Raw genomic sequence first — 26997 nt, 5'->3', positions numbered from 1 at the left:
CCTCCTTTTACCCAAAAATGGAGAATTAACATGAACAACCTACAACAACTATTCAACACATGGCTCGAATCAATAAAAAACAATGAAGTAGCTTTCCTTAAATACTATTCAGATCAAGCGTACAACCCTGAATCTTCAGCAGTCGGTCATGCATTTGGAAAGTGGCTTAATCACAACGATATGACTAGGTATTTGCGGTTAACTAGATGTAATAAAGTAGATTATTCAAACGGATCTTTAGATAAAGAAATATCTAGGTATCGAGCGCATGAAGTCATCGAGTTAATGAAAGAAAACACCCCTATAGATACTGAGGTATATGATTTATATTTAAATTTTGACAATGCTGCCTCAGAAATAGAATTCGAAAACTATTGTTTCTTAGACGATTTACTCATTGATTTGAATCATAACTTTGAAAAGCTTGGAAAAAACTCTTGATTTATGTAGTTGAACTGAACACAACCAAAAACAGCTAGTTTCTGGTTGTGTTTATGAGCGTCTACAGGCTATCTATGCCCAGACAAGCTTCATGATCTTAATGGGCTTGGTTGTGCCAACTTTCCCCTGAATCTCTTTAACCACTGTTGACTCAGTATTGCCGTATTTAACTTGGAAGCTCTGCAAAGTTCTCTTAGCGTTTCCATGCATAAATACACACTTTTTTACTCGTGGGATGTTGTGCCATATCAAACTCCGTTTTATTGTTCTAGATGCTTATTAAGATAAATTTTGTGATCCTCTCCATAGGCAGTGACTTTAAGTCTTTCTCATTAATTTTTTCAACAATCAATTTTTATCGCTCCAATTCTAAACGGCTACTAGTTACCATTTATTTTTTATAATTGAACTATATTTTTTGTATGAATATTGGCTTCGGTGCGTCTAGACCAAATAATTTTTTGTCTCTATGAGTATTCCATCTATTATATCTTTTCGTTAGTTTGTTCTTAAAAGAATGTTCGAACTGGCTATTTAATGAGTTATCTTCAAATAATTCACTTTTCCAAGTTTCAAAACGTTGGTCTACCACTTTTAAGAAAAGTTGATTATAGCTCCAATAATCTTCTAAGTTTTTGGAGCTATTCATTAGTTTATACCAATGCTTCGACCAAACATTGCGATTATAAGCATAAGATGCAGCTTGATATGCTTGTCCTAGTAAGCCTTTATCTTCCTTAAACTCTTCAAGTAAATTATCATTAAATAAACTTTGATCGGAAAAGCCAACTACCATAAGTCCTCGTGCAACCTCTGATGGTTCTATTCTTGAGGTCTTGCTAGCTACATATTCTCTTAATAGTTCTTGTTTGTTGTTCATTAGTGCGGCTAAAACTTCTAACAATAATTCTTTGTCTGTATTTGCTTCATCTAGAAATCTGAATTGATACTTTTTGAAAATTTCGCCTTCGAGACCCCAATAAATAAAAGATTTAATTGGGATCTTAGCTTTACCAAATACCTGATTAACCCATGGTTTGCAGTTGGCTACTTTGTCTAGCAGTTTTAATGATTTACTCGGCTCAGTTTGATGTATTGCAAAACAAAATTTCAGTACGAAATTATAAACTATTGGTAGCTGTGATTCTCCTAGGTTAACAAATAATTTAAACCATTTTTCAGTGATCTCTTCATTTTCATTAATCAACTTTTGTAATTGATCTGCTGCCATGTCATCCAATACTAAAGATGCATTTTGGCGAGAAAGATTTAACCTAAAGTTTTCGAAAGAATTGTGTGCAAGCTCCTGCCTCTTAGTAAACTCTTCAATACTCTCATCATTAAAAAATGATTTCAATTTTCCTTCCATTTCCTCAGAACTTGGTTTAGTGCCATTGATTCTAAATCTATTGGGTTGATTAGAAGTAGTTGGAGATATTTCAAGCTCAATTTCAATATTAACTGGAGGTGATTCAAAACCTATAGACAACTCTAAAGATTTATCAACCAGAGCAATAATCGAGATTGTACTTTCTGTATCTAATAAAGAAATAGCTCGACCATAAACAGAAGGGGATATCCGTTCTATAGCTTCTATACTTGGTAGAAGTCCTTTCCTTAATGCTGCTAAGAGAGCCATAGACAAATACCACTGACTTCTATCTGTATCGTCAGGCCTTTCATTTGAATTCATACCGCTATCTACAACAAGCTTTAATATTGGTTTGTCTTGTGTTTCTACTGCTATAGCAAGGATTTCAGTTTTTATCTTTTTTGAATCCATCCCCCAGCCTAAGTTTATAATATCTCTAATGCAGTCGGTTACTCTGTTGTCTGTATATCTAATAAACAATAAAAATTGATATATCAAATGCTCATCTTCTGTTCTCAATATTTTACTTATATATTTTTCTAAATGCATACTTTTAACTGGCTTGAGTAAGGTAAGCAGCTCTAGTAATACACTTTCTTCCATATAATCTGACAGAAATATGTTCAATTGTTCTTGTTCTGAAAGATGAGGAAATACTAAGAGCATTAAATACTGTCGAATCAACCATTCATCATGAGATGTATCATCACATTTTTCAAGGCTTTTCCATTTAGAAACAATAGCTAAAGTTTGAGCTTTAGTTATTAGTGCGCTATGTCTAGTTATACCAAATATTCCTTGTCTTAGTTCACTCCCTTCTCGTACTAAGACACTATCGATTATTTCTCTATATTTTGAGACAGCGATGGCTGGTTCAAACCTTGATAAACCATAAGAAGCGCTTTCTATATATGAATCATCAGATGTAACTCCAAATGAAATGTGAATTTTGTTTGCATCGGTTAACTCATATTTCTTTGCTGTAACAGATATATTTTCGGGCTTTTGAGAATGTGGATCACAAGGGTCGACAGAGCAGTAGTTTTCAATTAATCTCCAGCTTCCAAAACGTTCTTCGTCTTTTATCAATTCGCAAACAAGCTGCTCATCTTCCAAACCTCTTTCTGTATCTCCAATAGCTCTTAGAATACTAACTAATGTCCACTTTCCAACTCTAGATACATCATTTCCACGTAGATGTTCACAATAAAACTGAAAAGATTTTTGCATTTCAAACCAATCAATATTGTTAAACCTAATCAGACTGTAAAAATCTTTGGATGAAGAACTATGGCTAGAGTTTAGTTGTTGAGAAAACTTCCAAAGAAATAGTTCTTTTACATAAATAGTTAGTGGCTTACCTGCCAATAAAGATAGTGCTAAAGTTGAAACTTGATTCAAATCACAATCATCACGTCTCTCCAAATTAGAAAGTATTTCCCTCTCATATTCAGATAAAGCTTCTATTGAACTAGCTATATATTGTGACTGTTTTTGCAGCTCTTCTTCTGAGTTTTTGTATGTCGAGAGTTTAGGAGAAAGCGAGTACAGTGCTAACCAAGAGATAACTTCCTTCTCCACTGCTTTCCATAGACTATTCACCGAACAAATATTTAACAATGCGCCTTGTAACCAGTCAAAATTGGCTTGATGTCCCCCCTCTAAACAAATAAATCGAGCGGCAATAGCAAATGCTAATGGACTTTTTTTTGCTGCACATACAAATACAGGAAAATCTCCTGCATTTGTATTTTGCATATGAGTAAAGCCTAAAAGTAAAGATGTTAGGATTTTTTCATCACATTTAATGTCTAGTGCAGCTATTGTAATCGCTGATATTATTACATTTGAAGTGTCATCAAGGGCTGCTATCGGGTCAATAATTTTATTGAGTACATCATCAGTATTTCGGTTATTTCTCAAAGCTTTTTTGAGTTGTTCAATAATGGATAAACTAAGAGCTAAAGTGACTCCCTCTTCTTTAAGGTAATAGCTCGAAGGCTCATCGTCCAATAGTTCATAAAACCTACCATCAGCAACTATCGCAAGTTCTCCTTGAAATACTCTTAAATCATCCTCTTGCCCTATCTCAACTCTGTCTAGTATTGCTGTGGCATCGTTTACCAAGCGTTTTGCAAAAGATGAAAAAGGTACAGGTTTATTCGCTTCTCGTTCCATCCTTCGCATATGCTCGAATAGTAATCGACTAACATTAAGTTCACCTATATTTTCTATTTCCTCTTGGCTAAGAAGCTCTAACGATATTCCCAGTAACCTAGGGTTGCATAGAGATTTTGCTACCTTGTTTTTCAGGTCACTGCCGATAATTTCGTTCTTTAAGAGAATTTCATCCCTTTCAGATATTGACCATTCAGGAATATTAATTTCATCATATGAGGACTCAATCCTATTCTTTATATAATAGTCAAAGTATTGTTTTCTCGTAGATATTACAATACTTGCACCTAAAGATTTTACTTCAAGATAAATGGTATCTAATAAATTTCCCCAGTCACTATTAGGCTTTTGATTGATTCCATCTATTACTATTACTAAATTTCTGCTTTGGTCATCTGGCCTAAATCTCCACTGTTCAATTAAACGATGCCATCTTTTAATCTTTTCAGGAGTAATTCTACTACTAGTTTGCTTAATTAGCTTTCGTACCAATAATTCTGAAAAATCGAAATCAGCGGCGTCATTAGGGAGGTCTTCTGGTCGAAAAAATAACAAGATTGGTTTGTGTTTAAGCACCAACCAGCTTTGAGCTAATATCCATGATTTCCCGCATCCTTCTTTGCCTGATATAATGACAAGCTTTTTGGGGTTGTCATTCATATAGTAGGGTTCTAGTTTTTTAACTAACTCGTGCCTTTGTTTTATGTGCTTGGCTGATAAAGCGTTAGGGCATATAGGCTGTCCCAAATGAACCTTTGCTTCTGTTCTATCTGAAAACTTATTTAATAACCAAGATTCATTTTCTTTTTGTGCTGTAGAGTAACTGAGATGAGCAACATCCAATTCGGACATTATTCTATCGAATTGAGGCTCTAGCTGTGAGCTTTGTCTAATTGCATCCAGTGTAGTGGCGACTTCAGATAGCAAATGTGATGGGGAGGTCGCATTTTTTAAAATAAAATCTTCAACGCTTTTTCCTACTTTAGCTAAAGCGGCAGCGAGTAATGGTAGTGATGTATCTGACCAGTCTAATACGAATACAAATAAGCCATATTTGTCCCCTGCCTTCCGAACATCGTCTATGATTTGAGTTTTTATTGGAGCAGTAGAAACCAATACCCAAATATCAACTTCATGTTCATGAATAGATAAGTCTGTAATTTTCGCAAGAATGCTCTCACGTGTCGGTGTTTTGTCATACCTCTTGCATTCGAAGCATATGGGATCATTTTGAAAACTCGCTTTACCGTCTAGTCCAAATTGGGAGCCACTGCCTGCTAACCTAAATGGAATTTTAGTGATAGATGATAAGGCAAGCCCAATTAATCCTTCAAAACCAGAGCTACCTGAATGAGGTAGCGATAACAAAACATTTCTTAGCTTTTCAAGGTGACCTTCTAATCCATTTTCCATGTATTTCTACTTAACTTTCTTAGAATTCAATAATACGATACGAATTAATACCATAACTTTTAAACAAGGGATAATGTAATTTCTCCTGTTTGTTACTTCATCCCGCTGCATGTAGAAAGTTATCGACATAGTTCGAATGATTTCTCGGTGTTTAGCAATTAAAAACAATTGGTATAGCGGGGCTAGACAAGCACTTGTTTAGTGAGTTTTTTAAGTCCTTAGCGCAACCTTTACATACCTTAGGGGCTTCATCGGGCGCTTAGCCTGTTTAGCGCAAAATAATCCACTGGCAGCAATCAGCGGCTAGAAGACTTGTATATCGGTCAGCGTTACGACAGTAAACCTACTGCGGTAGAAGTGTCGACACAAGTAAAAGGGATCCTAGTGATTTTACTCATTTTGACTCTGATTCAAGAATTCGATATTGGCGTAAGTCGGCTGAGATGAGTCAAGTGTTAGCAGGTGAGTTAGCCGATGTCATCGATAAACAATCTCTCCTTGGAAGGTTAGAGCGGCTCCAAAAACATAAATCTAACTGCAATAAAAGAGCATTTTCGTCTGTCTAATAAGTGAGCGGGTAGTGAAGGTGTGGCTCAACAGCTCGGTGGCTGAAATTTAATCAGCTGCTACACTTTAGCTTTATTAACGATCGTCAAAAAGATGGTCTGACCTACCTGCTTATGGAGGTTATTATGCGAACAGAAGAGATGGCGTTATTGACGCACGATACCTTGCTGTTACCTGAGGGAAGGATAGAGATCCGCGTGGTCGATCCTGCCTATCTGAGCATGATAGCCGAAGTACTGAAACTGCATTATCCATTAGTTTTTGGTATGAGCCGGGCCAATAATGATCTTCCTTGTTATGAAATGGCGACTCAGTGCGAGATTATTGACTTTAATCTACTTGATGATGATGATTCCCTTGGGATTGTTTTACAAGGTAAGCAAAGAGTACACATTTTGTCCGCTGCAAAGCGTCGAGATGGTGTTTGGATCAGCAGAACATTAGCCTGCAATAATTGGCAACAAGAGCCCATTAATGGAGAGTTTGAACTCATTAGTGCCGCTTTAGAGCAGTTTTACCAAGTAAACCCAGATCTATTTGGCTTGTATGATAATGATGTGCACCTCGAAGATGCTTCATGGGTGAGCCAACGTTGGTTAGAGGTGCTACCACTATACAATAAAGATAAGTTACGTTTATTGAATCAACCTAATTGTCATAAAACCATGCATTTTGTGCTGGAGCTGATCAAGTCCCACGCTAGTACCAAGTCTTATTAGCCTGAACTGATATTGGTTTTTAGCTTATACCCATCCTACTGAATCCTGCATTTTCAGGCAGGATGGGTATATAACTGTCAATTTGGAGCTTATAGCCCCATCTGAGCTGCTTTTTGTTAAAGTAGCGCTCAGTTTTATGCAATCAGTATCATTTTATGAGCAACTCCGTACGCGCAGCCCAAGCCTCCTATATTGTTTTACCTGCAACGGTAACCGATAAACCCACAGTGTTGAGTTTTTTAGTCAGCCACTTTAAAGCGATTGATGAGGCTGTTTGGATTGCACGGATCCAAAGCGGAAAAGTGCATTGGCGCGATGGGCAGTTAGTCACTTTGGACAGCGCCTTTATCCCACGGGCAAGGGTTTATTATTATCGCGAAGTACTGCAAGAATCGTTGATCCCGTTTGAAGAACAAATACTGTTGCAAAACGAGCAGATCATCATCGCCTTTAAGCCCCATTTTTTAGCGGTTAACCCCAGTGGGAATTTTGTTAATGAGTGTCTGGTTAATCGCTTGCGGATCAAGACGGGTAATGAACAGATTGTAGCGGCGCACCGATTAGACAGAGCAACGGCTGGGGTGATGTTATTGTCACTTAACGCCAACACCCGTCATGATTATCATCAGCTTTTTAAAACTGGCAGCATCACTAAAACCTATCAGGCCGTTGCAGAGTTATCTGCCCCAATACGAAGGCTTATTGCAGCGGCTGAGTTAAGTTTGCCCAACCGCTGGACAGTTAAAAACCGATTAGTGAAGGCAGAGCCGAGCTTTATGATGAAAGTCGCTGCAGGCGAAGCCAATAGCCATTCTGAAATTAGCTTGATTGCAGTCAAGGGTAACCTAGGTTTGTTTGAACTTACACCTGTCACAGGTAGAACGCATCAGCTACGTGTGCATATGATGAGTCTTGATATGCCCATTTTGAATGATCGACTTTATCCTGAGTTACTCGACAAAGCGGCCGATGACTTTGACAAGCCACTGATGCTGGTCGCTAAAAGATTGGCGTTTGTTGATCCGTTATCTGCGGAGCCCATCGATATAAGCTGCGATGGTTTTAAACTGTAACCTCAGCCAAGTTTAGTTAGCTTCTGACCAAAGTGGTTCCAATTGCCTTCGCTAAGCTCAGTGTTCAAAGGCGCCTGATATAGTCGCATAGAGTAAGAAATGCACCATCATTCTACAAATAACTTTGCTTGCAAATATTTTAATCTCACGCTCTCTTATTCATCATTAGTTTTATTCACTTTATTTACGTGTAATTAGGCCAATAATCTTTCAAGGAATGGTGTTTTATGCCGATATAATTTACGTGTTTATATAGATTCACCGTGAGAATCGGTGAGGCAGTTCGAAATCACAGGGAGTGTGAATGTGAATATCAGCAACAATATCAACTCGTTTTTCCATAATAGCAATCAAGTTGAGGCTAGCGCATCAACGAAACATGACCAGCAGCCAGTTGTGGTTGAGAATGGCTCGCAAGCGTTAACGAATGCGCTGGAGGTTGTTCAGTCTGCAATCTATCACAAGACGGAGAAGGAACAACCGTCAAGCTATCATCCCAATAAAAACATGGAGGTTTGGGCTGTGCCGAAAGAGACTTTGAAAGAGAGGGATGCTCGTGAGCATGAAATTGGCAAGTTGTTCAAACGCGGTATTCGAGCGGTAAGCAGCATGAGATCCTCTTTTGATGAGTTACTGAATAACGTACAGATTTCAAATCCTGCGCTTGCTGATAAAGACTGGGGCTTCACCGTCGCTGAAGATGGTGGGTTACTGGTCTTGGATCCTGCTCTGGAATTGACCAAGAATGAAACGACGTATTTGACTAACTTACTCAATAGCAATGATGAATTAGTGCAGCTATCAAATAAACTATCTGAATCTTTAATTGATGGTTTAGCCCTTGAAAGGGAACCAAGCGGAAGTAGCAGCTACCTAGGGAAATACCATGTCAATAAGAGTAATTTCAAGGATATCATCGATATACGTGGCGTTATTGAAGCCCCGCAAATCCATAAACGAGTAAATAGTTTCAGTGCCGCAGCAGATTCATTTTCAACCTTCACAGAGGTGAATTAACGGTGCCATCCATAATGATTTGCGGTATTGCCAAGGGTGACTAAGCTTACTTTATCAGTTGAATTGTGTAATAGGTGAGTTGTTATGCCGCGCCCGAGAAGAACTCAAGTTAGTATCGAAGATACGCCCGCATACCATTGCTGCAGCAGAGTTTCCAGACGTGCCTTCCTCTTTGGAGATGATAAGTACACTGGCAAAAACTATGACCACAGGCGAGGTTGGGTAGAGTCACAGTTACTTAAGCTAGGTGGTATTTTTGCAATAGACATAGCAGCTTATGCTGTGATGTCTAATCACTTACATGTCGTACTTCTGGTGGATATCTATCAAGCAAATAGCTGGACTGATATGGATGTGGTGATTCGCTGGCATCAACTGTTTAAAGGTACTGATATCACACAGAAGTTTGCTAATGGTGAAGTTATTTTAGGCCATGAGGTCAGCCAGCTGAAAAACTCAATTGCTGAGTATCGAAGTCGACTGAGTGATATATCTTGGTTTATGCGTTGTCTCAATGAGCCTATCGCCCGCATGGCAAACAAAGAAGATAAGTGTACTGGTCGTTTCTGGGAGGGGAGGTTCAAGTCACAGGCCTTGCTTGATGAGGCGGCCATTCTAGCGTGTATGGCTTATGTTGATTTAAACCCCATTCGCGCAAAAATGGCCGAAACGCCTGAAGGTTCAGCACACACCAGCATTAGAAGACGTGTCATATCCGCGATAAAAGGTGATCAGCCTAATAGCTTGCTGCCGTTTGTGGGTAATGAGCGTAACAATATGCCTAAAGGCTTGATGTTCAGCGTTAAAGACTACCTTACCTTGGTAGATGAAACGGGACGAATCATTAGGCACGATAAGCGAGGTGCCATCAGCGCGCAAAGCCAACAGATTCTGACTAGGCTAAATATCTCAGTGGAGAACTGGCTTAAAATCACCAATGAATTTGGTAAACTCTTTAAGGGGCCAGTAGGGACCTTGCAAGAGGTGACTATTTATAGTGAACATTTAGACAAGAGGCGACGACACTACAGTCAGTCGTGCCGACACTTTGATGATTGCTAGAGCGTAGGGATAGCCGACAAGCCCTATCATACAGCTAAGGTATAGTGCTCAACTCTGAGCTATTCGTTGTGCTTGAAATGTTGTTTTATCCGCAATATTCCTTCCAATATTCACTCTTTATGTTCAAAACTGTATTGCCTTTAAGCAAATCCCATCAAACTAGAAGATTGCCCGACTGTAATTGTAATCATGGCCTTGTCGAGAGTTTAACTTTATATTATGGATGGCACGGTTAACGGCGAAATGTGCAATTTACTGAAAGATCATTTGAAACGATTCTCGCGGTATTTTAATGACTTAGTTGCCGTTGCAACATCTGTACTCACTCCTTCAGTTATAGTCGCTATCCTCCCAATCGAGGTTCACAGATAGTGCTACTTTGACAGTGCTAGATGTGACAAGCTGTCGCAGGTAACACATATTGAGGGCAAAGTATTTAGGTAGTGGGTTGGATAAATGAATCGATTATGCAGTGCTGATCTGGTTTGCATTAAGACTATATAGAATTCTTCTTGGGCTTCGAAGCCCTTGCTAAAGCAAGGGCCGTACTTCTTCACTATATTTACAACGGCATCACCATTTTCAACCAGACTTTATCACCTTCAGTCCTATTTTTTACCCACATTTCTTCTTGATATTTGACTTCAATACTCAGACCTTCAAGGTCATATTTCATGCTTGGACCAATGGCAAAAACACGGCCTTTGTTGCCATCAGGATCAGTTACGCCAGCTCCAGTGTCTTTGGTTGTTTGTTGATAGAAATAACCACCGATACCGAATGCCCAAGGTCCGTGATGATAAGCCATAGCATAGTCGAAATGGAATTCTTGCCCAGATTTGTAATCAGTATCACTATTCTCGGAATTAAAGTCATACATAAACTTACCGCTCAATTCCAGTCCGGAATCAGTGATATATGTAGCAACAAATACAGGTTCAACAGTCCAATAGTTTCTACCTAAGTTTGCTATGCTGTTTTTGTCAAAATCACCAGTAGGGGCAGAAAATTCAAGTGCTACACCTGTATGTAAGTTTTTTGAATGCCAAGAGAGCATAAATGGTGAGAACGAAATGTCACCGAGGCCATTATCTGAGTTACTGATTGTTCCTGCCGGAGAGTGAGTATCTAGAGCGGCACTCACATGGAGCAACGGAGCAACGAAGTAAACTCCGTAATCTGCACCGAACAATTTTTTTTCAGTTACATAGACAAATCTGGAAACGTTAGCTGTGGCATTAACCTGTAGATCTGCGCCCATTTCGTCGCCATTGGCACTGTAATGGGTTGCGTAGTTGAGGTAGTAGAATCCAGGCGGCGGTACTGCGCCCGCCATCATACCTTCTGCTCCATTAGGGTAAATGCCACCTCCTCCCTCAGTTGCGTTAGCGTAATTAGCAAAAAGCCCAATTAGTCCAATTCCAAGTAATAACCCAGTACGATTTTTTTTATATAATTTACTGTGCATTTTACTGTTTCTCCAATCTGTATAATGGATTCGGGGAGAACAGAATTCTGTTCTCCCCCAGGTACAATTATTTAATTTCTTTCAGAATGCTGGTGCCTGCCGTGCGCCCAGAATGAATTGCGAATCCATAAGCGTGCCCTGAAGCCCAGAGTGTGTAGGTATCCCCATATAGGCCACCGACTTCGACTCCTCCAGCATAGAGCCCTGTGATGGGTTGATTGTCCTGGTTCAATACTTGCATTTTTGTGTTGATATTAAGCCCGCCAATCGAGGTGAAATGATTAGGCATAATCTTTATAGCGTAAAGGTTTCCATGATTCAGAGGTCTCAGCCACTTATGATCTTTAACGAACTGCGCGTCATAACCGTTTTCACTGTAGCTGTTGTAATCATTAAAGTTTTTCTTAAGCGTGTCCACCGGAACGCCAATTTCCTTGGCAAGTGCTTCGATTGAACTTGCGGTCTTTACTCCATCACTATTCACAGCAAGTGCATTGTCGATCTCAGTTCGAAGTCCGGTCAATTTGGTTGTTGTAGGCACAATGACCCCAATACCTTGATCAATACCTTTATGTGTCGCGTAGTCGACGCTGGCATCATCAAAAATGGCCCAAGCCATATTGCCATGTTGACGGCCTACTGAGTTTGCCGCCTTCCCAAAGGAGAAAGCAACGGCCTCATTGGTGAAGCGCTCTCCAGAATTATTTACCCAGAGATTAGTTGGTTGCCATGACATGGCATTTATGCCTTGCATTGGGATGATTCCAGCTCCTCTGGCTGCAAGATAGACCATAAGGCCTTCCCCTTCAGTTTTAGCGCCAATATCTTTTGCCATCTGAATCCCGTCACCCGTTTTATTTAACGGTAATGCAGGTAGAAATGTTTCAGGATTATATTCGGTCCATTCTGCAATTTTCTTTTTACTGTTACCAAAACCACCAGTTGCAATAACTACGGCTTCAGCTTTGATAACAATTTTATTTCCTTTGTGGTCCTCAGCCTCAACCCCAGTAACTTTATTGTCACTGTAGATCAATTTCTTTGCCGGAGTTCTGAGCAAGAATTTAACTCCTGCCTTTTTTGCTTTCTGTTGAAGCGCTGTTATCAGTGCGCCACCATGAATAAAATGTTCTCTATCTTCAATGATGTGCCAGACTCTAGGTTCTTCTGGGGAGATTTGAATCAATCGGAAATCTATACCTTGTTCGTTTAACCACGCAATATTATCAGCAGATTTATTGACGTAGTTTCTGATGAGTGAGTTATCGATTTTATTATGGTTAAACTCAATGATATGTTTGAAAGCCTCATCTTTTGTTAAGCCATGAGATGCAGCGCGCTGATACTCCGACTCAACGGCAAAAAGCCCTTCTGCAAAAGCTGAAGATCCACCTAGGTAGGGGTTTTTTTCTAATACGACAACGCTCGCGCCGCCTTGAGCGGCAGTTAATGCAGCAGATAGCCCTGTTGAGCCCCCACCAACGACAACTACGTCGGTACTAATTATCTTGTCTGCCGCATAAGAGCAAGTAGACATGAGTATCGCGATGGTAAATGTCATCAATTTTGTATGTGTTTTCACTTGTTTATATCCTTCTGGTAATTCTTTATCTAGTGTCTAGCAACAGGGCCGTGACAGTCTTGGCAGAAATTTTTGATGACCTTGTGTCCCTGGTGGCATGAAGTACAGTCAACATCAAGAAAATGCGGGCTCATGTGTGGGTTTAGGTGCATATCAGAGGTTTGTTTACTTATCTCTGTGTATGATTCATGACATGACAGACACCTTTCATTTGGGATAATCGCCTTCTTATTGTCTTCGTGACATGACGTACACTCAATTGATTGGTCCTTATGAGTTTTGCCTAAGTCATATGCATATGACGGACTGATTGGGATTAATGTGGAAGTTAAAACCACTAAACCCACGGCTAAAAGTTGCTTAAATGATGGTTTGTTTTTTTTCATTGCAATCTCGCTTTGAGTATTAACTTGGATGTGGAGTGCTTGATAAATTACCTCACTCACCAGACATCATTAACGCAACAAGCGTGCCAATGAAAAATTAGCGATTAACGTCACAAATTTCTTTTGTTACAAGATCTAAGTACGTGTTAGTTGTGTGATCGGCTTTCCATTTTCTATTTTCTGTAAATGGATATTCTATATTCTGGAATTTATTGAGTTACAATTGTTCCAATTTTCTATGGTGGAGGGTTTGCTGCTAATGAGAATAAATACGTGTTGATCAAATGGAGATGTTGCCAATGAAAGCTTCTGAGTTGAACCTAGAAGATGTTTTTTCTTTCGGTCCTCAGGGAGGGCATATGCAATTTATGGGGCGTAGAGTGCTCCTGTTTGATGCTCTAGCGATGGGTTTATTACGTAAAGAGCTTATTGATAATATTGGAAGTGTCGCCGCACGTAATATTTTAACTAGAATGGGTTACGCACATGGATGGGCTACGGCTGATAACCTAGATAATGAATATTGCGATTTGCTCCAAAGACCTGACTTTGGGCCTCGGTTACATCAGCTACAGGGACTGGTGAATATCGCTAAATGTGATTGGACTTTTGAACCTAAGTTTCGTGGGAAAATCTATTGGGAAGATTCCTATGAGGCGGAGCAACAACTACTACAATTTGGCGTTGCTCATGAGCCTGCATGTTGGATGTTAACAGGTTATGTTAGTGGTTATTGCTCTCGGATGCTACGGGAGGAGGTTTATTGTATTGAGAAGCGATGCAGTGCTATAGGTGATCCCGTATGCGAAGCTGAGGCTCGAACTAAAGCAGATTGGGGGGATGAAATTGAACCTTACCTACCCTATTTCCAAGCTGAGACCATCGAGAACGTATTGCATGAAGTTACGGCCAAACTAGCCAAAGTTGAAAAACAGTCAATTTTGACGTCACAGTTTACAGAGTCTTCGTTTGGAAAGGACATCGTTGCCAGAAGCAGCTTAATGAGAAAGACCAAAGAGTTGGCCATACGAATAGCAAAAGTTGAATCGACCGTGATCATTTCTGGGGAAAGCGGAGTTGGGAAGGAAAAAATCGCGAGATTGATCCATCACGAATCTGCTAGGACTTTAAGATCGTTTGTGGCAATAAATTGCAGTGCTGTTACTGAGACGTTACTGGAGAGTGAGTTCTTCGGTCATGCAAAAGGTGCATTTACTGGTGCGAACAAAGACCGTATGGGGTTATTTGAGGCTGCCAGTGGTGGTACGTTATTCTTGGACGAAATCGGTGAGCTTTCTGCCAGCATGCAGGCCAAGCTATTGCGTGTTCTACAAGAAAAAGAGATACGCAGAGTTGGAGAGAATAAATCTCGCTCTATAGATGTACGAATAGTGGCTGCTACTAATCGTAACTTAGTAGAAGAGGTTGCTAGCGGGAATTTCCGAGAGGATCTTTATTATCGGCTCTGTGTTTTTGAGCTTGAAATCCCTCCATTAAGACAACGACCTGAAGATATCTTACTTTTATCCCGGCATTTCCTGAAACATATATCAGAAAAAATGGGTAAAGACATCATTGGTTTTACTCCGGAGGTGATAGAACTATTGTTGCAATTCAGATGGCCAGGTAACGTTAGACAGTTGGAAAATACTATCGAGCACGCCGTGGTGATGTGTCAAAGAAAGAGAATTAAAGTTGAAGATTTACCCCGCATCATGAGTACTGTTGAGTGTTCTTCATCTCAAAACTTCACCATTAAGAAAATCGATGAACTTGAGAAAGAGCATATAATTTCAGCCCTAATAACTCTAAAGGGAAATAAGGCTGAAGCTGCAAAATCACTGGGAATTAGTCTTTCTTCTTTATATCAAAAAGTGAAGAGGTACGGTTGTCAAGATGTAAGGTAATAGTAGCCCTGAAAATTCTAGGTCCTCATCATTAGCGTTTTATCGTAGCGTATTCGGAGGAGTTTGCCCTAGAAATATTACGTTTTATTGGTCGCCATATCTTGGAAATTCTTAAGCTAATGGGAGTAGGCTCGCCGGCATCTTAGTTTTGGAGATCATAAGTTGAGAGTAATTTGGCTGCATTGTTTGTTGCCAGTGGTCTATTGCTCAAGGTGCGTTGCTGTTAGTTTGCAAATTCTGCAACTTAACAACACGTTATGACGGGTCGTAAATTTAGCGGCTTAGCAAACTTCTAATGCATTAGATATCGCACTATAATGGCGCTGAACTGCACAACCAATCAGGTATGAATGAATAATAACCGAGAGATAATCGCGATCCTACGCGAGCGTATTCCAACGTTCGAATGTACGCCAGGTTGTCATGACTGTTGTGGACCGGTAACCACCTCTTCTGAAGAGATATCGCGGCTGCCAGTAAAAACAGACGCCGAACATGACGCCGCATTAGCGGAGTGGAACTGCGTTCACTTAGGGCCTAACGGTTGTGAAGTCTATGAAGAGCGACCATTGATCTGTCGAGTCTTTGGTACCACACCGAATATGCCTTGCCCCAATAGCTGTCGACCAAAAGAGATGATTGACTCGAAAACTGAGCGTCAGATCCATCACTTTATTGCCAATACACGACAAGTATTAGTGTAATCAATCAGTGGCCAACCCTTGTTGACCACTGCAATGACACCGCAATTCTGTTTATTCGTACTCTGAAGAATAAGTTTCTTTATATGAGTGCGAATAGAGTTCAAAAAGGCTGCCAAATGGGTCTTCTAAATAGACCATTTTGTAGGGTTTGTTATCATCTTCTGGGTGATAGCGCATCGTCTCCATTCTTACCTTGCCTCCATATAGCTTAACTTTCTCGATAACGCCTTCGAAATCATCTGTTTCTAAGCAATAATGGAATAGACCAATTTTGCTGAAGTCGACATTATGTCTCTCTTCTCTGTCTTTCATTTCAAACAGTTCAAAACCGATACCGTCGGTAGTGACAAGGTGGGCAATATTGAACCCTTTGAAGCCCTCTCCAAAAACGGCAATGCACATGGCACCGATGGCGGTTTCTCTCTCTTCAATCACTTCAGCTTTACTCATGACTATTTCAAGACCTAAGGCTTTAGTATAAAACTCGACAGCTTTATCCATGTCTGCAACCATAATTCCCACATGACTCATCTTCATAATGACTTTACCTTTGTGTTTATGCTATTCGTTGTTTGTTTCGATGGCTAAAGTATATGGCGGTCATTACATTTCGTAAAATTATCAAAAATTATAATATTAATAATTATTTGTAATCAATGGTGTGGGAAAAAGGTTGAACGAAGACGTATAGGTACATTTGGCAGGGGCTGCAGATCCCGCAGAGTTTTCGGATCAAGTTAAGACAAGTTTTCAATGGCAGCACTATTTGGCGGCGCTGGCGGATACATCGATTACCCAGCGTTGAGTATATGGCCGATAATACCAATAATAAAAGGGACGTAAATGCGTCCCTTTTCGTTAGTGATTTGGTTAATACTAGTGCTTGAGATCGGAATACAAATGCCATTGACGTCGGCCCATCTCAAGTACCACGCCTAGGGCAAGTCCTGCGGCAGTATTGACTAACAGGCAGATAGCGGCGGTTGATAGGATCACAAAAATACAGAAAGGCTTACCATCGATAAAGCGTTTTGACCAAGCCAGTTGAGTCCCTGCAATCGCCAGTAAACTGCCTAATACCGCCAGTGGAATTAGCGACAGTAAGCTGGCGATACCTTGCCCCCAGAAAGCGGCGATTAATAGGCAGGTCGTGCCAAAGATCGTCGGTGCTAACCAAGTGCGGGCACCAAAGTGATGCTGCACTGCCAAGCCACCTGCGCCGTGGCACATTGCGGTTGCACCGAAAGGGGCTAGCAGTAAATTTGCCCAGCCAGAGCTGGCTGCAAAACGCTGTGGCGCAAACTTGTCTTTATTATCTTGTGGGAACTTCTCTTTCGCCATGGCAGAGGTGGCAATTACCGCATTGGTGAGCGTCAATGCCAGTTGTGGTAGCACTAATAAACCAGCTGCGGAGCTCCATTCATCGATACTCGGCCAACTTAACTGCCATGGAGTATAAGTTGAAAGATCAAAGCTGGGTGCGGTTCCGCTATTTAGTTGCCAGACAATGCCCATGCTAATCACCAAGGGCATGGCTAAATAGCGCAGCGGCAAGAACTTACTGCCAAAGAGCAGCGCAAAGGCAATGAGTCCGATAAGCCATGTCTGGCTCATCATCTGTCCGCCCATCCACATCAGTTGAATACCAATGGCTAACTGAATGCCAATACTAATGGCGGGGGAGAGTTGTTTTGCCATCCATTTAATGGCGCCGCTATAAGCGAGCAGCAGCAATATAATGCCCATCATCATGCCACTGGCTTGTAGCATGCCTGGCGTTAGGCCTTGAGCTATCACTAGGGCGGTGATGACTTTCATCGGCTGTATTGGAATAGGGCGACGATAGAAGAAGGCGGTAAATAGCGCAAACAGACCAAAACCCATAAAGATCCCCTGTGGGGAAAAATGGTTTAAGGCGATTAGGCCAAGCACTAAAGGTAGGAAGGTGCCTAAATCGGCGAAGGCGCCGCTAAACTCTCCTGAATATTGGTTAACACTATCAAAGCGGTTGAACTTACATCTCATATAACTTGCCGTGGGAAAAGAACCTGTTATACATCGCAAGTTTAGTGCCAAGATTTTAACGATAAATACACCGTAAAAACCGACTGAGTAAGCTATTTTCCAAGGTCTCTGAGACAAGTTGACGCATGTAGGTAAGTTTTATGGTCAATAGGACTAATATTCGCGAACCCTCAACTACCTCTTTAGTGATAAGAGTTTGGAGGTCAGAGATGAGAAAACAGTGATAAGGTTAATGGACCTTTTTGACACTGTGGTGGAAGGGGTGTCAGCCGGCAAATTTGCAGGCTTTTGAAAAAACTTCACTAAACGTCATAAAAATTATAGTTTAGCCATTTTTACTATCTCTGATATTACCAAGGCTTCAGCTTGGGATGGCAGCATATGCTCCTGCCCAGAGGCCACAACTAGTGGCGTGGCACAGGTTGCTGCCAGCTGTAGGTGACTTTGACGCCATCGAGCATTGAGCTCTGGGGTTTCACGCCATTTTTCTCCGGCGGTGATCACCACGCAGCCATTCTTGTTTGGCGAGCTTGAGGCTTCGAGTACTCGCTTTGATTTTTCGATAGTTTCCACATAAGCAAGCATTTGACTCTTGACTGCTTTTCCCCAGCGATCATCGGGCCTTAGGGAGTCTAACTCCTCCAATACAGCCTGCTTTGCATCCGCAATGGTCGCATAGTAAGCATTGTTGGGGTCGATAAAGAGGATGTTGTTCACCGAGTCGGGATATTTGTGGGCGTACATTTGCACTAACAAACCGGCGTAGGAGTGGCCGACTAGAATAACATCGTCACCGAGGCCAAGCGTTTCAAGCCCAGTGTGCAGCGCCGCCATTTCAGCTTCGATATCATAGCCATTAATTGATAGTTCACTGTCACCGTGACCCGCTCTATCGTAGCTAACGAGGGCGTTTCTGATTGAATAAGGTAAGGCCTCTTGGATGTCGCGCCACTGGTTTGAGTCGTTACCGCCGCCAGACTCAAATACAATTACGGGCTCTATGCCTGGTGTGTATTTGAATTGCAGCTGATAACCGCCGACGTCGACCTTCTCCTCTAAGATATCGCGTGAGGGTAAATTTTGTGGCGTGTTATAGCCACAAGCGCTCAAACTCAGGCTGGTAACCACCAAGCCGATGATTGTTTTCATAAGAACTCCCTTTCTGTCCGTTAGTGATCTCTTTAAATTGCACTTACTAGCATCAAAACCATGGCTAATAGAAAGTACTTATAACTTGCTTGGGTGAAGTTAATTTTTTGGCTAAACCAAAGGTTAGGTGGCGTGACGAGGCAAGAAGGTGATAAAAGTAATCCACGCAGGAGTGCTAAAACAGCAATCGTTCCAGCGAGTTCTCCCCAGTCTGTCATGCTGGATTGATATATGCCAATCCCATGGATTGACGCCACGATAATCATAAATGCTTTAATGATGCGTGAGTTTCTTTGAGTTTTATCAACTTGTGCTTCCATTGCTCTAGAGTCCTATTTAATGGGGATACCCACAGTGAACTACAACTATAGAGTCAAATAGATGCATGTTATCCCTGGGCAGGTAAACGTGATAAAGCTAAATTAGACTTTGAGATTGGGAAGTGCAAGTGACTTTAATTCAAAGACACTGTCACTCGGCTGAGCAGACTTTCATATTCGATTACGGCTTAATGGTCGGATTTATCAACAGCCAGCTGAGTTTGCTCACTGTTAGTCGCGTTGAGCGTTCTGAATTGAACCTATCGTTAATGGAGTTGCTATGGGGTGTCAGCCGGCAAATTTGCAGGGAAGCCGGCTGACGAATTAACGTATCTAATGGAGCAATAAATACGTTAAAATATTGCGATGGTCAGGCATTATTTAGCGTGCCTTAAACCGCCTTTGTTTTTCATTGGATCAGCATCGTAACCGAGCGCCTTCCAGTTCATGCGGGTACCCTTGTTATGACAATCACTACAATTGAGTGCCTCTGATTTTGGCGACACCATATGGTTGATGCGCCACCACATTTCGGTTGCGGCAAAGCCGTGCTCTCCACTGTAAGTTATGCCCTTTTCCGCAAGCACCTTGTTGGCTTCCATGCCTAACTTGGCCGCTTTGTCCCAATCATAATCGGTCCAATATCCGCCTTCACCGTATACTTTAGCGGTGATAAAGATGTTTTGCTTACTGTCATAGATCTGCTTACCGCGGTGAACTTTAAAGGGATAGATCTTGGCCGTGCTATCGTTGATATCGCCTAGTGGACTGGTTAACTGGGTGATTTCAGCTGGGTCCATTTTGTCGCCAACCATATAGGCGTCAGCACTACCGTTATACCAAGCATATTCAGGTTCAACCATCTTGCCCCAGACGAAATTGCCTTTCTTTTTCTGGTAATTTTTCTTGCCGTATTGATCTCTTGTTTCTTCAAGATCGCTACCTGCAGTAGACCAATCCCAACTCAATTTGGTGGGTTCATTGCGGGCAAAAAATGGAATGTGACAAGTTTGACAAGCGACGCTGACAGCATGAGTGTTGAGCTTGGTATTCTTGTGCGGCGTTGCTTCATGGCAATTGACGCAGCCAATCGGATTTTGACCGCCAGGAGATACACCCATGGCATTACCGGTGATCTGGTGCTCCTCGGTGGTATGGCAATCTTGGCATTGGAAATCATTGCCGTCGGTATCCATATGTACGTCAGTGGCTTTATCGGGATAAGACATAGAGGAGTCTAAATCGCCGTGCTTAACCGCATCACCGCCGCCACCAAAGAAGTGACAAGTACCGCAGTTATCGCGCACAGGAGCACCGACATTTTGTGCCACTCGCTCGAGGTTGACTCTGGCTAACGCTTCGCCAGCGCCTGCTGGATCTTTAATGTAAGTGCCTGTGGTGTCATGGCAGACAAGGCAATCGACCTTGGTCATGTCGGTAAAGTCAAAGTTATTGTCTTTCCAGCCATAACCCGCATGACAACTGGTACATCTTGGCTCGTTGCCTGATATTGAGGTACAGAAGTTATTGATCGCATCCTTCTTTCCGCGTTTTACCGTACGCCCTGGTAGCTTTTGTTCTAGCTCCCAGGTCCAGTGTGAAGATTTCATAAAGTCTTTGGCATGATCTTCATGGCATTCGATACATTGAGTCGTGACCTCAGAGCCTTGAGTAAACGGGCCCTGTATATACTCGCTGTGGGGATTGGCTGCCATGGCAAGTTGAGCACTGACAAGCAGACCTAAGGCCATGGTTGCTGTGAGGATTCTTTTCATTTTTTATACTCCTGCCCCGGCTAACGCCGGGGGGATTAACCCAACTTAGAATTTAATAGTAAGCGAGGCGTTGACGTCATAAGCGGTATCGACCACGGGTAACATTGAGTACGAGCTACCCGCGATAACATCGTCCACCTTTTGTGGTGCACCAACGGGAGTGCCGCTGCCGGTATATTCGTAATCGTAATAAATTCCAGCAAGTTTTATAAACATATTCGGGTTGATATCGAACATGTAATAAGCTTCAGCAACATGGCCGCGAGTGGCCAGTTTACTGCCGATAGGATCATCTTGTGCTTGAGTAAATGGCGTCCAATATTTGGAGCCATAGTTGTACTCAAAACCGACTTTGCCGTAAGGCGCTGGGACTTGTATACCGGCATAGACGCTGTAACCATCTTTGGCGCCACTGTCATCGGCTGCACTTGGCATCATGATGATTTCGGTGCCATCAGAATTGAGCTTAGCTTCAAATACGGCGTCACTTGACATGCCGCCAAACATACCCGCGTTGCCATTGCCGTCGGTACGAGTCCACCCGCCAGAGACAAACCATTTCACGTCGTTATCTTCTTCACGTGAGAAGCCGATACCGCCGAGGAATATGTCGCCAATCACGCCGCTAGGTTGTACCCGAGTGACAAAGTTAAAGTTGTCGAATTTTTGCATGTCTTGATACATGGTGGGTGCAAAAATACTGGCAAGTTGGGTAGGGAATGCCATGGTGCCTTTAAAGCCATCGTTGACATCCATCGCACCAAATAGGGTGAACTGGAGGAAGTTCTTACCATCGTTAATGGCATCAATATTAAATCCACCGAGGTGAGTATCTTTAGTGACTATGTCACCGAACAACTCGCCATTACCCCATTGTGATTCAAAACCTTGACCATAACAGAAGCGTACGACTTGACCTTCAACGCCTGTGATATCGCCAAGGTGATAACCCATGGTGACGCCATCAAAGTTGAAATTAACCAGATGACCCGACGGTGTGCCACCACGCTTTTCATTTTCACGATACTGGGTTGGTGGGCCGTACGTTGATGGGCGACGACCAATCGACAGATAAAGTGGAGAACCGTTGATGTTTTTCCAATCAAAGTAAGCACGCTCGACTCTGAGGAAATCACCACCTGGACTGCCACTGCTGGTGCCATCCATGGTAAATGAGTTCCAAGAATCAAAGACGTTAACGCCCGTTGAGTCGCCCCAGTTTTTAAACATCGATAAGCGACCAGAAAAGCTGACGTTATCCCAGACTTTGGCTTTTAAATTAAGTCTAAGGCGGGTGGTGTAGTAAATGTCATTGTCGATGTCTTGGGTGGTTTTCTGTGCCAAAGCATAGGGCATGACACCTTGTAGTTGACCACTTTGGAAGGCTGCAGCTAGGTTGGGATCGGCTGCCATCATTTTGCCGAGTGGAGAGTTTGCATCGGTTGGTGAACCAAATACACCAGACATGGCTTTGGCGCCAAAGTCATTAAAATCGACTTTAATGGCTGGGTTCCAAGTGACATTTTGATAGTGCAGGGTGTGCGCTTTGGTGCGGAAGTCACCAGTGATCAGCAGTCTATCTAATGCAGTATGGCGTTCGTTGCCATCGACACGATCATTAAGATCATCTAACTCGCTTGTGATGTCTTCAAGTTGTTGTTTAAGATCTGCCATTTTTTGAGCATCGTTCTCAGCAGCATAAACGCTACCAGACAAAGCGAGCGCATTGGCAACAAGCAGTGAAATTAGGGTACGCATAACATCTCTCCTTTCGAGTTTTTAACCATTTTTTATAGGGTTAGCCTCGATTGATGTTGAGGAGTCGCCTCGGTTTTGCTGATTTTTGGCAGCATTAAGCCCTGAGGTATTCCCCATTTTTCAATTTAATGTGTTGTTTTATCGCTAGAAGGACTTAACCCTTCGTGCGGTTAGCCACAGGTTTGTGGTTGATCTGAATCGGCCGCATGGTCATACAAAAATTGCTGAATGTCCTTAATGTCTTTCTCTGAAAAAGCATTGAACGCTTCTTGATCACCTTTGTGCTTCATGCGCTTAAAAAAGCGATCCCATTGACTCATGGTTTTCGTCATTGGGGTAACTTCCCCACCGACATCCCCATTGCTGTGGCAGGCTTTGCACTCTTTCTTATAAAGGTGTTTACCTTTTTTAGGATTACCGCCGTCAGCGGCTTGCGCTTGCAGGCCCAAAGACAGGGCTAGTGCAAGACCTATTCCGACTTTCGTGATTGTTTTCATCATCAATTCCTTACCATTTTTTATAGGTTTTACGCCGTCCTTTGCGTGGTTAACAGAATGGTTCCGACATGCTTCTGTGTTGTTGCTAAATTTAACAAGTTGGGCTTACGGAATCGTTGAGCTTGATCACTTTCATGATAAAAATCTAATTGATAAAAATATCATTGAAAAAAAACTAATGGACTTGATCGTGCTTGTGTTTGCTATTGTTTTTTAAGTGTTTTTTTGTTTTGTTGTTGTCGGCAAGTTTTAAGTTGGAGGTTTTTATCAGTTTTTGCAACTGATTTAGATCACATTTTTGATTTTTAGCTATCTCTAAAGTGATATGGACTCGTTAATGGCAGGTAAAAACAAAGCCCTGCTAACATCTGTTAACAGAGCTTTATTTGATAGCTTGAAATGGCAGTAGCAGCGAGTGCTAAAGTGCCACCTTATTTGCCACAGCCAAAATGATTATGGCTGTTGACGTGTTGTCGCAAGTACAATTTCACGTACACAAACATTCTGTGGTTGTTCAAAAGCAAATATAGCGGCTTCTGCAATCACGCTAGGCTCAATAATGCCACCCATGAACTCTTTCCAACCTTCGTAGCCAGTTTTAATCTCATCACTAGTCGTGTGGCTAAGTAGTGGTGTTTCAACGGCACCCGGTGCGATGGTGATCATACGAACATCATCCATTGCAACTTCTTCACGGATATTTTCCGTTAGTGCGTGAACAGCGAATTTAGTTGCACAATATGCCGCATGGTTAGGGAAAGTTTTACGACCAGCAACTGAACTGATGTTAATAATGGTACCGGTTTTACGTGCCTTCATACCCGCAAGAACAGCGTGAATACCGTTAAGTACGCCCATTACATTGACGTTAAGCATCTGGCTCCACTCTGCTGGATTTTGTGTGTCTGCAGCGCCAAGTAACATAAGGCCAGCGTTATTGATTAAGCCGCCAACTGGGCCAAATTTAGCCTCAGCTGTTGCGATTGCACTTTTCATTGCTGCAGCGTCAGTAACATCAACACTGATACACAAAGCATTTTCTAGCTTTAGTGCTTCCATAGGCTCAACGCGACGAGCGAGTAGAAGTAGTGGATGACCTTTAGCGCTAAAGGCTTGTGCCATAGCTGCGCCGATACCTGAAGATGCGCCAGTAATTACGATAAGTTGTTTCATATAAACCTCAGTAAAGATGTATTACGCCACTCATGCAGTTGAGTTGGCTGTATTGAGTCGGCAGTATTAAGTTAATCATGTCGAATTGGCCGTAGTTTAGCGGCATGTTGATTGTTGATATATAATGTATAGCGAACATCATTGTTTACATATAGCGCCTAATGTAAGCTGGCTATTCCGTTTTAGGACAGAAGCTATCAAATGTACAAAGACTTAAATCTAGCAGATGTGAGAGCATTCACCGTGATTGCAGAGCGGGGAAGTTTCACCCTGGCCGCAGAGCAGTTGGCATGTTCTCGCTCGCACCTGTCAAAACAACTCACCCAATTAGAGAGTTATCTCGGAGTGACCTTGATAACCCGTACCACAAGAGCACAAAGACTTACCGATCAAGGTGAGTTCTTTTATGAGCGCTGCCAGCATGCATTAGATGTGGTGGAGCAAGCGGTGGCTAAAACAGTCGATAATGCGCAAAACTTACAGGGCAATATCAACATTAACTGTGTTGGCGGCTATATCGGCGAGGAGATAGTCACCCGTTTGGTTAACGACTTTATAAGTGCACACCCTAATATCAGCATTAATTTGGACTTTAGTAGTCAGCGAGTCGACTTGGTGTTAGATCATTTTGACCTGGTGTTTCGTATGGGCGAATTAGAGGACTCAGGTCTGGTGGCGCGCAAGTTAATGGACATTAATAACTGCACCTTGGCTGCACCTGCTTACCTCGAGCAGAAAGGCACACCGTCTCACCCTAAAGAGTTGCACGTGCATAGCTGTATTATCGGTACGGTGAATCACTGGAGTTTTCAGCATAAAGCAGATGCTAAGCAAAAAGCTGAGGTGGCTATTACCGGCAAATTTCGTTGTAAAAATGGCCGAGTAATGAAAAGCAGCGCATTAGCGGGGCATGGGATTGTGCGATTGCCCGAGCTTTATTGTGCTAATGAGTTGAGCAAAGGCGAACTAGTACACGTTTTTGATGAGTGGCTTATCCCTGCAACACCGTTATACCTGCTTTACAATAAAGACAAATTTCAACCGGCACGATTGCGAGAGTTTATTGCTTTTACCACCCGACATTTTTTGGACTACGTCTGATAGTCTCTGCAGATAGCCTGACGGTGAACATTAAAACAGCGGCCTTGCGGCCGAGGTAAGTCGTGGTGCTTCGCCCACACCAGAGCCAAGGGGCAAAGCGCTTGCGCCCCTTGGCAATCCCTCAGCGCCCCGGCGAAATTTAAAAAGCGAAATTTCCAACGGGGGAGATGGGGTTTATCTGTTAGTTTGAATTTATAGCTGAGCTTTCGTGTTTTCTAATGGAGAACTCGAATGTCAAATGATTATGCTTTTATAACCCAGTGTTGTTTGATAATGCGGCCTTAACTGCCGAGAAAATCGCGGCGCTTCGCCCGCACCCGAGCAAGAAGGACTGCTCGTCCTATCCTCCTTGCATCCACCATGACGCCCCGACGAAGTTACATACATTAATTACGGGCCTCATACTCCAACAAAAATCACCTAACGGCTCAGATGGTACATCCATGTACCCCCGAGCCTGAGCCATCATCCATGATGGTTCTACGGCATTTTTATCTACGTACTTCGGCAACTTCGATGGGGAATTGGTGTTTTCTGTTAGTTTTGCGGAACAGTCTCTTTTTGCGTTCATTAATCAGAACACAAATGCTGAGAGTTTGCGCTTTTATAACCCAGTGTGGATACGGCTTAGGCCTTTGATGGCATGGATGCCATCGTAGAGCTTACAGGGATGTACTTGCAGCGTGCCTAAGAAGTGTCTGCGCATACGCCTGCCGCAGGCAATTGGAACCACTTTGGTCAGCAGCTAAAGCATTTATGTCCCATTCCTATTTAGTCTACATATTGAAGCTATCAAGTTGAGCATACTTATTTATAAAAAAAGTCGTGGTGCTTCGCCCACACCAGAGCCAAGGGGTAAAGCGCTTGTACCCCTTAGCAAACCCTCAGCGCCCCGGCGAAATTTAAAAAGCGAAATTTCCAACGGGGGAGATTTGATTCTGTTAACCCATTTAAATGGGTTTAAGTGATGAGGTTTACTGAAAGGCAATAATTTCCAGTTTTAGAGCTTAAAGCTCAAATGCTGAGAGTGTGTGCTTTTCTAACCCCGCGTAGATACGGCTTAGGCCTTTGATGGCATGGAAGCCATCGTAGGGCTTACAGGGACCCTTTCTTTTATAAAGAGTTGCGGCGAGCCTCAGCAGTGCCTGCACATAAGGTCGTTCATTCACATCTGACCCATAGGGATATGGGAAATGTCTTTATGATGTCGGGAACATCGTAGACCATGTGATCACGACATTCGGACATCCTGTCCAGCACCTGCCGCAGGCAATTGGAACCACTTCGGGCTGAACGCGGCAAAGATGCTG

At 42.3% G+C, this 26997-nt stretch carries 21 protein-coding genes and 1 pseudogene; 9 read left to right on the top strand and 13 right to left on the bottom strand.

Going from position 1 to position 26997, the window contains the following annotated elements:
• On the top strand, positions 1-441 hold a 441-nt coding region (locus L2755_RS18890; RefSeq protein ID WP_248982233.1), incomplete at its 5' end, for a hypothetical protein.
• A gap of 409 nt (positions 442-850) precedes the next feature.
• Here the strand turns inward: L2755_RS18890 and L2755_RS18885 are convergent.
• Positions 851-5404 carry a hypothetical protein gene (locus L2755_RS18885; RefSeq protein ID WP_248982232.1) on the bottom strand — a complete coding sequence of 1518 codons (4554 nt, stop codon included), beginning with the start codon at positions 5402-5404 and terminating at the stop codon, positions 851-853.
• Positions 5405-5565: 161 nt separating this feature from the next.
• Here L2755_RS18885 and L2755_RS18880 point away from each other — a divergent pair.
• From L2755_RS18880 to L2755_RS18860, 5 genes and pseudogenes are all read left to right on the top strand, one after another.
• A pseudogene (locus L2755_RS18880) lies at positions 5566-5788 on the top strand (alpha/beta hydrolase); the annotation flags it as partial.
• Positions 5789-6096: 308 nt separating this feature from the next.
• The gene (locus L2755_RS18875) at positions 6097-6690 is read left to right on the top strand and encodes an LON peptidase substrate-binding domain-containing protein (protein WP_248982231.1); all 594 of its coding nucleotides are present in this window, start codon (positions 6097-6099) and stop codon (positions 6688-6690) included.
• Positions 6691-6845: 155 nt separating this feature from the next.
• The gene (locus tag L2755_RS18870) at positions 6846-7763 is read left to right on the top strand and encodes a pseudouridine synthase (RefSeq protein ID WP_248982230.1); all 918 of its coding nucleotides are present in this window, start codon (positions 6846-6848) and stop codon (positions 7761-7763) included.
• Between the two features lie 306 nt (positions 7764-8069).
• Positions 8070-8780: a hypothetical protein gene (locus tag L2755_RS18865; RefSeq protein ID WP_248982229.1), complete on the top strand. Its 711-nt coding sequence runs from the start codon at positions 8070-8072 to the stop codon at positions 8778-8780.
• A gap of 84 nt (positions 8781-8864) precedes the next feature.
• Positions 8865-9842, top strand: coding sequence for a transposase (locus L2755_RS18860; protein ID WP_248982228.1), 978 nt, complete (start codon positions 8865-8867; stop codon positions 9840-9842).
• A gap of 562 nt (positions 9843-10404) precedes the next feature.
• On the opposite strand, the gene L2755_RS18855 is transcribed toward L2755_RS18860, so the two are convergent.
• From L2755_RS18855 to L2755_RS22405, 3 genes are all read right to left on the bottom strand, one after another.
• On the bottom strand, positions 10405-11310 hold the full coding sequence (locus L2755_RS18855) for a SphA family protein (RefSeq protein WP_248982227.1): 906 nt from the start codon (positions 11308-11310) through the stop codon (positions 10405-10407).
• 67 nt (positions 11311-11377) lie between these two features.
• A complete protein-coding gene (locus L2755_RS18850; protein ID WP_248982226.1) occupies positions 11378-12892 on the bottom strand; it encodes an FAD-dependent oxidoreductase in 1515 nt (504 codons plus the stop codon).
• 29 nt (positions 12893-12921) lie between these two features.
• A complete protein-coding gene (locus L2755_RS22405; RefSeq protein ID WP_428847817.1) occupies positions 12922-13278 on the bottom strand; it encodes a cytochrome c3 family protein in 357 nt (118 codons plus the stop codon).
• 299 nt (positions 13279-13577) lie between these two features.
• On the opposite strand from L2755_RS22405, the gene L2755_RS18845 reads away from it, so the two are divergent.
• Positions 13578-15185: a sigma-54-dependent Fis family transcriptional regulator gene (locus L2755_RS18845; RefSeq protein ID WP_248982225.1), complete on the top strand. Its 1608-nt coding sequence runs from the start codon at positions 13578-13580 to the stop codon at positions 15183-15185.
• 350 nt (positions 15186-15535) lie between these two features.
• Positions 15536-15889, top strand: coding sequence for a YkgJ family cysteine cluster protein (locus tag L2755_RS18840; protein WP_202287689.1), 354 nt, complete (start codon positions 15536-15538; stop codon positions 15887-15889).
• Positions 15890-15940: 51 nt separating this feature from the next.
• Here the strand turns inward: L2755_RS18840 and L2755_RS18835 are convergent, their stop codons facing one another.
• From L2755_RS18835 to L2755_RS18800, 8 genes are all read right to left on the bottom strand, one after another.
• The gene (locus L2755_RS18835) at positions 15941-16426 is read right to left on the bottom strand and encodes a VOC family protein (protein WP_248982224.1); all 486 of its coding nucleotides are present in this window, start codon (positions 16424-16426) and stop codon (positions 15941-15943) included.
• 339 nt (positions 16427-16765) lie between these two features.
• On the bottom strand, positions 16766-17914 hold the full coding sequence (locus L2755_RS18830) for a putative sulfate/molybdate transporter (RefSeq protein ID WP_248982223.1): 1149 nt from the start codon (positions 17912-17914) through the stop codon (positions 16766-16768).
• A gap of 318 nt (positions 17915-18232) precedes the next feature.
• A complete protein-coding gene (locus L2755_RS18825; RefSeq protein ID WP_248982222.1) occupies positions 18233-19063 on the bottom strand; it encodes an alpha/beta fold hydrolase in 831 nt (276 codons plus the stop codon).
• 32 nt (positions 19064-19095) lie between these two features.
• Positions 19096-19383: a hypothetical protein gene (locus tag L2755_RS18820; protein WP_248982221.1), complete on the bottom strand. Its 288-nt coding sequence runs from the start codon at positions 19381-19383 to the stop codon at positions 19096-19098.
• A 377-nt stretch (positions 19384-19760) separates the two neighbouring features.
• The gene (locus L2755_RS18815; protein ID WP_248982220.1) at positions 19761-21158 is read right to left on the bottom strand and encodes a tetrathionate reductase family octaheme c-type cytochrome; all 1398 of its coding nucleotides are present in this window, start codon (positions 21156-21158) and stop codon (positions 19761-19763) included.
• Positions 21159-21203: 45 nt separating this feature from the next.
• A complete protein-coding gene (locus L2755_RS18810; protein ID WP_248982219.1) occupies positions 21204-22916 on the bottom strand; it encodes a DUF3373 domain-containing protein in 1713 nt (570 codons plus the stop codon).
• 170 nt (positions 22917-23086) lie between these two features.
• On the bottom strand, positions 23087-23416 hold the full coding sequence (locus L2755_RS18805; protein WP_248982218.1) for a c-type cytochrome: 330 nt from the start codon (positions 23414-23416) through the stop codon (positions 23087-23089).
• A 450-nt stretch (positions 23417-23866) separates the two neighbouring features.
• Complete coding sequence (locus L2755_RS18800; protein WP_248982217.1) at positions 23867-24586, bottom strand: SDR family oxidoreductase; 720 nt, start codon at positions 24584-24586, stop codon at positions 23867-23869.
• Between the two features lie 201 nt (positions 24587-24787).
• Here L2755_RS18800 and L2755_RS18795 point away from each other — a divergent pair, with 201 nt between their 5' ends.
• Complete coding sequence (locus L2755_RS18795; protein ID WP_248982216.1) at positions 24788-25687, top strand: LysR family transcriptional regulator; 900 nt, start codon at positions 24788-24790, stop codon at positions 25685-25687.
• A 1007-nt stretch (positions 25688-26694) separates the two neighbouring features.
• On the opposite strand, the gene L2755_RS18790 is transcribed toward L2755_RS18795, so the two are convergent.
• A complete protein-coding gene (locus tag L2755_RS18790) occupies positions 26695-26856 on the bottom strand; it encodes a hypothetical protein (protein ID WP_248982215.1) in 162 nt (53 codons plus the stop codon).
• Positions 26857-26997: the final 141 nt, after the last annotated feature.

It is taken from the genome of Shewanella abyssi, assembly GCF_023284025.1.
In the GTDB taxonomy this organism is placed as follows: domain Bacteria; phylum Pseudomonadota; class Gammaproteobacteria; order Enterobacterales; family Shewanellaceae; genus Shewanella; species Shewanella abyssi.
Note: the sequence above shows the minus strand (reverse complement) of the source record. Positions and strands in the feature narration are given on the sequence as shown.

What these genes read in the sequence shown, in the direction of transcription:
- L2755_RS18885 (WP_248982232.1), bottom strand. Translation starts at nt 5,404, where the DNA reads ATGGAAAATGGATTAGAAGGTCACCTTGAAAAGCTAAGAAATGTTTTG.
- L2755_RS18875 (WP_248982231.1), top strand. Translation starts at nt 6,097, where the DNA reads ATGCGAACAGAAGAGATGGCGTTATTGACGCACGATACCTTGCTGTTA.
- L2755_RS18870 (WP_248982230.1), top strand. Translation starts at nt 6,846, where the DNA reads ATGAGCAACTCCGTACGCGCAGCCCAAGCCTCCTATATTGTTTTACCT.
- L2755_RS18860 (WP_248982228.1), top strand. Translation starts at nt 8,865, where the DNA reads ATGCCGCGCCCGAGAAGAACTCAAGTTAGTATCGAAGATACGCCCGCA.
- L2755_RS18855 (WP_248982227.1), bottom strand. Translation starts at nt 11,310, where the DNA reads ATGCACAGTAAATTATATAAAAAAAATCGTACTGGGTTATTACTTGGA.
- L2755_RS22405 (WP_428847817.1), bottom strand. Translation starts at nt 13,278, where the DNA reads ATGAAAAAAAACAAACCATCATTTAAGCAACTTTTAGCCGTGGGTTTA.
- L2755_RS18845 (WP_248982225.1), top strand. Translation starts at nt 13,578, where the DNA reads ATGAAAGCTTCTGAGTTGAACCTAGAAGATGTTTTTTCTTTCGGTCCT.
- L2755_RS18840 (WP_202287689.1), top strand. Translation starts at nt 15,536, where the DNA reads ATGAATAATAACCGAGAGATAATCGCGATCCTACGCGAGCGTATTCCA.
- L2755_RS18835 (WP_248982224.1), bottom strand. Translation starts at nt 16,426, where the DNA reads ATGAAGATGAGTCATGTGGGAATTATGGTTGCAGACATGGATAAAGCT.
- L2755_RS18830 (WP_248982223.1), bottom strand. Translation starts at nt 17,914, where the DNA reads ATGAGATGTAAGTTCAACCGCTTTGATAGTGTTAACCAATATTCAGGA.
- L2755_RS18825 (WP_248982222.1), bottom strand. Translation starts at nt 19,063, where the DNA reads ATGAAAACAATCATCGGCTTGGTGGTTACCAGCCTGAGTTTGAGCGCT.
- L2755_RS18820 (WP_248982221.1), bottom strand. Translation starts at nt 19,383, where the DNA reads ATGGAAGCACAAGTTGATAAAACTCAAAGAAACTCACGCATCATTAAA.
- L2755_RS18815 (WP_248982220.1), bottom strand. Translation starts at nt 21,158, where the DNA reads ATGAAAAGAATCCTCACAGCAACCATGGCCTTAGGTCTGCTTGTCAGT.
- L2755_RS18810 (WP_248982219.1), bottom strand. Translation starts at nt 22,916, where the DNA reads ATGCGTACCCTAATTTCACTGCTTGTTGCCAATGCGCTCGCTTTGTCT.
- L2755_RS18805 (WP_248982218.1), bottom strand. Translation starts at nt 23,416, where the DNA reads ATGATGAAAACAATCACGAAAGTCGGAATAGGTCTTGCACTAGCCCTG.
- L2755_RS18800 (WP_248982217.1), bottom strand. Translation starts at nt 24,586, where the DNA reads ATGAAACAACTTATCGTAATTACTGGCGCATCTTCAGGTATCGGCGCA.
- L2755_RS18795 (WP_248982216.1), top strand. Translation starts at nt 24,788, where the DNA reads ATGTACAAAGACTTAAATCTAGCAGATGTGAGAGCATTCACCGTGATT.